Raw genomic sequence first — 7,753 nt, forward strand, 5'->3', positions numbered from 1 at the left:
GTCCGCTATTGCCATTCCTCCCATGAAACTCTCCGGCCTGGAGCCCGTGTTCATTGGCGAGGGCAGTTTGTTCGTCAACGTCGGCGAGCGCACCAACGTCACCGGCTCCAAGGCGTTTGCGCGCATGATCCTCAACGAGCAGTACGAGGAAGCGCTGTCGGTGGCGCGCCAGCAGGTGGAAAACGGCGCGCAGATCATCGACGTGAACATGGACGAGGCCATGCTCGACAGCAAGGCCGCCATGGTGCGCTTTCTGAACCTCATCGCCTCCGAGCCCGACATCGCCAAGGTGCCGGTGATGGTGGACAGCTCCAAGTGGGAGGTGATCGAGGCCGGGCTGCGCTGCCTGCAAGGCAAGGGCATCGTCAACTCCATCAGCATGAAAGAGGGCGTGGAGCCGTTCAAGCAGCAGGCCAAGCTCATCAAGCGCTACGGCGCCGCCGCCGTGGTCATGGCCTTTGACGAGCAGGGCCAGGCCGACACCTTTGCGCGCAAGATCGAGATTTGCGAGCGCGCCTACCGCATCCTGGTCGATGAGGTGGGCTTCCCGCCCGAAGACATCATCTTCGACCCCAACATTTTTGCCGTGGCCACCGGCATCGAAGAGCACGCCAACTACGCGGTCGATTTCATCGAGGCGGTGCGCTGGATCAAGCAGCACCTGCCGGGCGCCAAGGTGTCGGGCGGCGTGAGCAACGTGTCTTTCAGCTTCCGCGGCAACGAGCCGGTGCGCGAAGCCATCCACACCGTGTTCCTGTACCACGCCATCCAGGCCGGGATGGACATGGGCATCGTCAATGCCGGCATGGTCGGCGTGTACGACGACCTGGAGCCCGAACTGCGCACGCGCGTGGAAGACGTGGTGCTAAACCGCCGCCCCGACGCGGCCGAACGCCTGCTGGAGATCGCCGAGGCCGCCAAGGGCGCCGCCAAGGACGACAGCAAAAAGCTGGAGTGGCGCGGCACGCCCGAGCACCCGAAAACCGTGGGCGAGCGCCTGTCGCACGCGCTGGTACACGGCATCACCGACTTCATCGTCCAGGACACGGAAGAGGCCTACCAGGAGATCGTGGTCAAGGGCGGTGGCCGCCCGCTGCACGTCATCGAAGGGCCGCTGATGGACGGCATGAACATCGTCGGCGACCTGTTCGGCGCGGGCAAGATGTTCCTGCCCCAGGTGGTGAAATCCGCGCGCGTGATGAAGCAGGCCGTGGCCCACCTGATTCCCTACATCGAAGAAGAAAAGCGCCAGCAAGAAGCTGCGGGCCTGGACGTGTCGAGCAAGGGCAAGATCGTCATTGCCACCGTCAAAGGCGACGTGCACGACATTGGCAAGAACATCGTCACCGTCGTTTTGCAGTGCAACAACTTCGAGGTCATCAACATGGGCGTGATGGTGCCCTGCCATGAAATCCTGGCGCGCGCCAAGGCCGAGGGGGCGGACATCATCGGTCTGTCGGGCCTCATCACCCCCAGCCTGGAAGAGATGCAGTACGTCGCGGGCGAGATGGACAAGGACGAGTATTTCCGCATCAAGAAGATTCCGCTGCTCATTGGCGGCGCCACCTGCTCGCGCGTACACACCGCCGTGAAGATTGCGCCCAACTACGACGGCCCCGTGGTCTATGTGCCCGACGCCTCGCGCAGCGTGAGCGTGGCGCAAAGCCTGCTGGGCGAGGGCAAGGCGGCGTACCTGGCCGAAGTCGAGGCCGACTACGAAAAGGTGCGCGAGCTGCACGCCAAGAAAAAGAAAACCCCGCTGTGGCCGCTGGAAAAAGCGCGCGCCAATGCCACGCCCGTGAACTTCACCCAGCACCCGCCCACCGTGCCGCGCGTGCTGGGGCGGCGCGTGTTCAAGAACTTCGACCTGGCCGAAATCGCCCAGTACATCGACTGGGGCCCGTTCTTCCAGACCTGGGACCTGGCCGGGCCCTACCCCGCCATCCTGGACGACGAGATCGTGGGCACGGAGGCGCGCAAGGTCTTCGCCGACGGCCAGGCCATGCTGAAGAAAATCATCGAAGGCCGCTGGCTGCAGGCCAACGGCGTGCTGGGCCTGTTCCCGGCCAACCGCGTGGGTGACGACATCGAGTTCTACACCGACGCGTCGCGCACCGAGGTGCTGATGACCTGGTACGGCCTGCGCCAGCAGACCGAGAAGCAGGCCGTGGACGGCCCGGATGGCCGGCCCGTGATGCGCCCCAGCCGCTGCCTGGCCGACTTCGTTGCGCCCAAGGACAGCGGCGTGGCCGACTACGCGGGCCTGTTTGCCGTCACGGCGGGCATCGGCGCCGAGAAGAAGGAAAAAGAATTCCTCGCCGCCCTGGACGACTACAGCAGCATCATGTTCAAGGCCCTGGCCGACCGCCTGGCCGAGGCCTTCGCCGAGTGCCTGCACGAGCGCGTGCGCAAGGACCTGTGGGGCTATGCCGCCGATGAGCACCTGAGCAACGAGCAGCTCATCAAAGAGCAGTACCAGGGCATCCGCCCCGCGCCCGGCTACCCCGCCTGCCCCGACCACACCGCCAAGATCGACCTGTTCAAGGTGCTGCAAGCCGAAGACATTGGCATGGGCCTGACCGAGAGCCTGGCCATGCTCCCGGCCTCCAGCGTCAGCGGCTTTTACCTGGCGCACCCCGAGGCGACGTACTTCAACGTCGGCCAGATCGGCGAGGACCAGCTCCAGGACATGGCCGCGCGCCGTGGCATGGACCTGGAGACCTTGCGCCGCCGCCTCGCACCAAACCTCTGAGTGCTATAAAAAATGAAGCTGTCAGCGCTTGACTGTCGAGCGCTGGAGCCCGATTTGGCTGGTAATGCACGCAGCGCCGGCACAATCGGGCGCATGCCCCCATCTTTCTTCTGCGCCGCACGCGCGCTGCTGCGCTCCCAGGCCACGCTGTTCCTGCGCGCCGTGCGCATGTGGCGCGACGCCGACGGCCTGCGCATGAGCGCGGCCATGTCGTTCTACGGCATGCTCAGCCTGGCGCCGCTGCTGCTGGTGCTGGTGGGCGTGCTGGGCTGGTGGATCGACAAGGCGTACCTGGAGACCAACCTCATTGACCAGGTGCGCGGCGTGATGGGCGAGCGCGGCGCCGAGGTGGTGCGACTGGCCCTGGCCAGCGCCAAGGCGCCGGGCGAGGGGCGCCTGGCGTCCATCGCGGGCTTCGTGCTGCTGCTGTCGGGCGCCACGGGCGTGTTCGTCGAGCTGCAGTCGGCGCTGGAGCGCCTGTGGACCGGCGGCCAGCCCGTGCACGAGGACAAGGCCTGGTGGCGCATGGCCACGCTGCGGTTGCGCGGGCTGGCCTACGTGCTGGTCATCGGCTTCCTGCTGCTGGTGTCGCTGGTGCTGTCCACGGTCATCAACGTGCTCGCCACCTGGGCCAGCGCCTGGCTGCCGTTCGGCACCGGGACGGTGCTGCGCGGGGTCAACGAATCGGTGTCGCTCGGGGTGACCGTGCTGCTGTTCGTGGGGCTGATGCGCATTGGCAGCGGCCCCAAGCCGCCACTGTCCTGCCTGGTGTTCGGCGCCGCCGTGGGTGCGCTGCTGTTCAGCGTGGGCAAGCAGGCGCTGGCGCTGTACCTCGCCACGGCGGCGGTGGTGTCGGCCTACGGCGCGGCGGGCTCCCTTGTGGTGCTGCTGATGTGGATCTACTTCTCCTCGGCGGTGCTGCTGTTCTCGGCGAGCTGCGCGCGCGCGCTGCAGGTATCCCGCACTGGGGGCGTACCGCAGCACCAGCAGCTGGGTGAGATGACTTGAGTCAAGGCGCGTTCCGCCGTGCTGGCTAAGCTGGCGCCCCTGTTTGACCGGTAAGGATGAAAAATGGCTGCACTCGAATGGACCGAAGCCCTGGTGCTCGACCTGCCACTGATGGACGACACCCACCGTGAGTTTGTGGATCTGCTCGCTGCCGTCGAGCAGGCCGGCGATGACCAGGTGCTGCCCGCCTGGCAGGCGCTGATCGACCACACCGACCAGCACTTCGGCCAGGAAGACTACTGGATGGCCGCCACGCGCTTTGCCTCCGGCAACTGCCACAGCACGCAGCACAAGGTGGTGCTGACCATCATGCGTGAGGGCGCCGAGCGCGGCGCCAAGGGCGAGCTCGACGTGGTGCGCACCATGGCGCGCGAGCTGGCCGTGTGGTTCCCGCAGCACTCGCAAAGCATGGACGCCGCCCTGGCCCTGCACCTGCGCCGCGTGGGCTACGACCCCGCCACCGACACCGTGCACGCGCCCGACGCCTTGCCGCAGGAACTGATCCACGGCTGTGGCGGTGCCTGCTCCAGCGGCGACGACGAGGAGCACGCCGCGCCCGCGCCACAGCCCGCTGTGGCCTGAGAGCGTCAACAAACGTCATCGCATTCCTGCGGGTGCGCAATCAAATCATTGCGCAATAGGCCTGCAGCCCTTGCTAAGCAAGCGCTGGCAGCTATGAAAACAGGAGTTAATAGCCAAATTCTATGAATTTGGTGTCAGGAACCATTGCCTCTATGATGGCCCGCAGCCGAGGCGCCACTGCCCCCAGGTGCTGGCGCGATTTCCCCCTTCAGCGGAACTCCGAACCATGAATGCCTCCCCCGATCTTTCGTACCACGCCCCGGCGCAGGCGGCGGCCCGCATGGCCGGCGCGCTGGCCTTGACGGCGGCCAGCCTGGTCTTCGTCGCGCCGGCGGCCAGTGCCGCCACGGCGTTTGCGCCCACGCAGACCGTGCAGGGCACGCCCCTGGTGTTGCAGGGCGCGGGCACGCGCTATCGCGCCATCTTCAAGGTGTACGACATGGCGCTGTACCTGCCGCGCAAGGTGCGCACGGCGGACGAAGTGCTGGCCGCCAAGGGCCCGGTGCGCCTGAGCTTCGTCGCGCTGCGCGACCTGCCGGGCACGGATCTGGGGCTGTCGTTTATCAAGGGTCTGTCGGCCAACGCCACGCCGGAGCAGATCCGCCGCCATACCCCCGCGAGCAACCGGCTGGTGGAAATCTTCTCGGGCCGCAGCAAGCTCGTCGAAGGCGACACCTTCGCCATGGAATACGTGCCCGGTCAGGGCACGACCTTCTTCATCCAGGGCCAGCCGCAGGGCGCGCCCGTGGGTGACGCGGAGTATTTCGGCATGATTCTGCGCATCTGGCTCGGCCAGTCGCCAGCGGACCCCATGCTCAAGGAGGCGCTGGTGGGCGCCGGCGCCGGCGCCAGCGCCGGGGTTGCTGCGCCCTGAGCTTTACCGTTCCTCGGTTCTGGCCAGGTAGCGCTTGCGCCAGAACAGCAGCACGAGCGCCAGCGCGATCGCAGCCATCGCGCCCATGGCCCACCAGAAGCCGCTTTGCTGGTGCACAAAGGGGGTGAACTCAAAGTTCATCCCGAAGATGCCAGCGATCAGGTTCAGCGGCAGAAACACCGCAGTGAGCGCGGTGAGCGTGCGCATGATGTCGTTGGTGCGGTTGCTCTGCACGCTGAAGTGCATCTGCACCACGGTCTCGGTGCTTTGCTCCAGGCGGCGCACGTGGTGCACCACGCGCTCGATGTGCTCCAGCAGGTCGCGGCTGCGCACCTTGAGCAGATCGAGTTCGCGCGGGCCTTGCGTGCCTTCGGGCGCGCTCCAGGTGTCGAGCGCGTCGATCCAGTCCTGCACTGCCTGGCGCTGGTCCTCGCACACGTCGTCCAGCTCGTGCAGCGACAGGCGTGCGTCCAGCAGCGCTCCCCAGTTGGTAAAGCGCGTGCGCGGGCGCAGCAGTTCGGTCTGCCAGTGGTCGAGCTGGCGCGAGAGTTCGCGCCGCAGGTCGAGGAAGCCGTCCACGATCAGGTTGGCCAGGCGCAGCATCAGGTCGGCCGGGCTGGCGGGCGTGCGCGCGCCGGGCGTGGCGCTGGCGCGGCCGTCGCGCGGGTCGGTGGGCTGGGCCGCAAGCAGCCGCGCCGCGTAGGCGTCGCGTACCCCGCAGTCACCGGGGTGCACAGACAGCAGCACCTGGTCGAACAGTGCGAAGCCCACGGGGCTGGTGTCGATGCGCCGCAGCACGGGCGGGCCGCTGCGCAGCGGCGGCAGGGGCGCGGCCGCATCGGCCCCGGCGCTGGCCAGACGGCGCAGCACCAGCAGGTCGTACTGCGAGGTGTAGTCGTAGCGCGAGGGCAGCTGCGCGTTCAGCAGGTCGGAGACGTGCAGATCCACCAGCTGCAGTCCGGCGGCGGCCTGCAGTGCCGCCTGCACGCTGGCCAGTTGTTCCTGCAGCGCGCCGCGTGTGCAGGCCAGCCAGTAGAAGCCCTGCGCGGGCGGGGCCGAGGGCAACTGCGCCAGCTCGCGCACGCCGCTGCCAGGCTGCAGGTGGAAGATGCGCAGCGGCGCCACGGTGTTCACAGTCAAATCGGCCTCCAGCGCTTACTGGTCAAGCGCAAGCAGCTCTTATTTTTGCAGCAAACGTGCCGCATCCCGGGCAAAATAGGTGAGGATACCGTCGGCCCCCGCGCGCTTGAAGGCCAGCAGCGCTTCCAGCATCACCGCGTCGTGGTCCAGCCAGCCGTTGGCGGCGGCGGCCTTGAGCATGGCGTATTCGCCCGACACCTGGTAGGCGAAGGTGGGCACCTTGAACTCGTCTTTCACGCGGCGCACCACGTCCAGGTAGGGCATGCCGGGCTTGACCATGACCATGTCCGCGCCTTCGGCCAAGTCCAGCGCCACTTCGCGCAGCGCTTCGTCGGTATTGGCGGGGTCCATTTGGTACACGTTTTTATCGGCCTTGCCCAGGGCGCCGCGCGTGCCCACGGCGTCGCGGAAGGGGCCGTAGAAGCTGCTGGCGTACTTGGCGCTGTAGGCCATGATGCGCGTGTGGATGTGGCCATGGGCCTCCAGCGCGTCGCGGATGGCGCCAATGCGCCCGTCCATCATGTCGCTGGGCGCCACCATGTCCACGCCCGCGGCGGCGTGTGCCAGGGCCTGGCCAACGAGAATTTCCACGGTGTCATCGTTGATGATGTAGCCCGTCTCGTCGAGCACGCCATCCTGGCCGTGGCTGGTGTAGGGGTCGAGCGCCACGTCGGTCATCACGCCCAGCTGCGGGTACTCGGCTTTGAGGCGGCGCACCACGCGCGGGATCAGGCCGTCGGGGTTCAGCGCTTCCTTGCCGTCGGGCGTTTTGAGTGCAGCGTCAATGGCCGGGAACAGCGCCAGGTAGGGAATGCCCAGCTGCACGCACTCTGCCGCCACGGGCAGCAGCAGGTCCAGGCTCAGGCGCTCCACGCCCGGCATCGAGGGCACGGCCTCGCGGCGGTTCTCGCCTTCGTGCACGAACACCGGGTAGATGAAATCGTGCGCCGACAGGCGGTGTTCGCGCACCAGGTTGCGGGTGAACGCGTCGCGGCGCAGGCGGCGCGGACGGTTCGCGGGGAAGGGGGTGGGGCTGGACAGATGCATGGCAAGGATTGTGCGCCACCTCGCGGCGGCGGCGTCTATCCCCGGGAATGCCCGGTATTGCGCCCCTTGGCAGGCCGGTGCTAGATTGCCCCTTGGGCGGTTCGCCGCCCCCCGCTTTACCTCCCTGAGCGGGGCCTTGCCGGGCCGCAATCCTTGCAAGGCTTACTCGCCCGGCTTCCGCCGGGCTTTTTTTTGGTTCATCGCGCCTTTCCGGGGAAGGCGGCCTTGATCTTCAGGAAGAAATAGGCTGAATCCCGGAACCCGTAGGCCATACGCTTGATGACCTTAATGCGGTTGTTGACGCCCTCGAGAATGCTGGTGTTCAAGGGGAAGATGGCTGAGGCGAGGAT

General features: G+C 67.0%; 7 protein-coding genes. 4 read left to right on the forward strand and 3 right to left on the reverse strand.

The window, feature by feature from the left end:
* Nucleotides 1-22: 22 nt before the first annotated feature.
* The 4 genes from metH to BN2503_RS15910 all read left to right on the forward strand — a co-directional run bounded on the left by metH (nucleotide 23) and on the right by BN2503_RS15910 (nucleotide 5,216).
* Nucleotides 23-2,752, forward strand: a complete 2,730-nt coding sequence (metH, locus tag BN2503_RS15895; RefSeq protein WP_074930388.1) for a methionine synthase — start codon at nucleotides 23-25, stop codon at nucleotides 2,750-2,752.
* A 93-nt stretch (nucleotides 2,753-2,845) separates the two neighbouring features.
* Complete coding sequence (locus BN2503_RS15900) at nucleotides 2,846-3,760, forward strand: YihY/virulence factor BrkB family protein (protein ID WP_054257617.1); 915 nt, start codon at nucleotides 2,846-2,848, stop codon at nucleotides 3,758-3,760.
* 63 nt (nucleotides 3,761-3,823) lie between these two features.
* The gene (locus BN2503_RS15905) at nucleotides 3,824-4,342 is read left to right on the forward strand and encodes a hemerythrin domain-containing protein (RefSeq protein WP_054257618.1); all 519 of its coding nucleotides are present in this window, start codon (nucleotides 3,824-3,826) and stop codon (nucleotides 4,340-4,342) included.
* A 226-nt stretch (nucleotides 4,343-4,568) separates the two neighbouring features.
* Nucleotides 4,569-5,216, forward strand: a complete 648-nt coding sequence (locus BN2503_RS15910; protein WP_054257619.1) for a chalcone isomerase family protein — start codon at nucleotides 4,569-4,571, stop codon at nucleotides 5,214-5,216.
* Between the two features lie 3 nt (nucleotides 5,217-5,219).
* Here the strand turns inward: BN2503_RS15910 and BN2503_RS15915 are convergent, their stop codons facing one another.
* From BN2503_RS15915 to BN2503_RS19585, 3 genes are all read right to left on the reverse strand, one after another.
* The gene (locus tag BN2503_RS15915) at nucleotides 5,220-6,356 is read right to left on the reverse strand and encodes a magnesium transporter CorA family protein (RefSeq protein ID WP_054257620.1); all 1,137 of its coding nucleotides are present in this window, start codon (nucleotides 6,354-6,356) and stop codon (nucleotides 5,220-5,222) included.
* A gap of 39 nt (nucleotides 6,357-6,395) precedes the next feature.
* A complete protein-coding gene (hemB, locus tag BN2503_RS15920) occupies nucleotides 6,396-7,403 on the reverse strand; it encodes a porphobilinogen synthase (RefSeq protein WP_054257621.1) in 1,008 nt (335 codons plus the stop codon).
* 197 nt (nucleotides 7,404-7,600) lie between these two features.
* The coding region (locus tag BN2503_RS19585; RefSeq protein WP_148639746.1) for a transposase at nucleotides 7,601-7,753 on the reverse strand (153 nt) is incomplete at its 5' end.

The sequence above is a fragment of the Paenacidovorax caeni genome, assembly GCF_001298675.1.
GTDB lineage: Bacteria > Pseudomonadota > Gammaproteobacteria > Burkholderiales > Burkholderiaceae_C > Paenacidovorax > Paenacidovorax caeni.

What these genes read in the sequence shown, in the direction of transcription:
- BN2503_RS15905 (WP_054257618.1), top strand. Translation starts at nt 3,824, where the DNA reads ATGGCTGCACTCGAATGGACCGAAGCCCTGGTGCTCGACCTGCCACTG.
- metH (WP_074930388.1), top strand. Translation starts at nt 23, where the DNA reads ATGAAACTCTCCGGCCTGGAGCCCGTGTTCATTGGCGAGGGCAGTTTG.
- BN2503_RS15910 (WP_054257619.1), top strand. Translation starts at nt 4,569, where the DNA reads ATGAATGCCTCCCCCGATCTTTCGTACCACGCCCCGGCGCAGGCGGCG.
- BN2503_RS15900 (WP_054257617.1), top strand. Translation starts at nt 2,846, where the DNA reads ATGCCCCCATCTTTCTTCTGCGCCGCACGCGCGCTGCTGCGCTCCCAG.
- hemB (WP_054257621.1), bottom strand. Translation starts at nt 7,403, where the DNA reads ATGCATCTGTCCAGCCCCACCCCCTTCCCCGCGAACCGTCCGCGCCGC.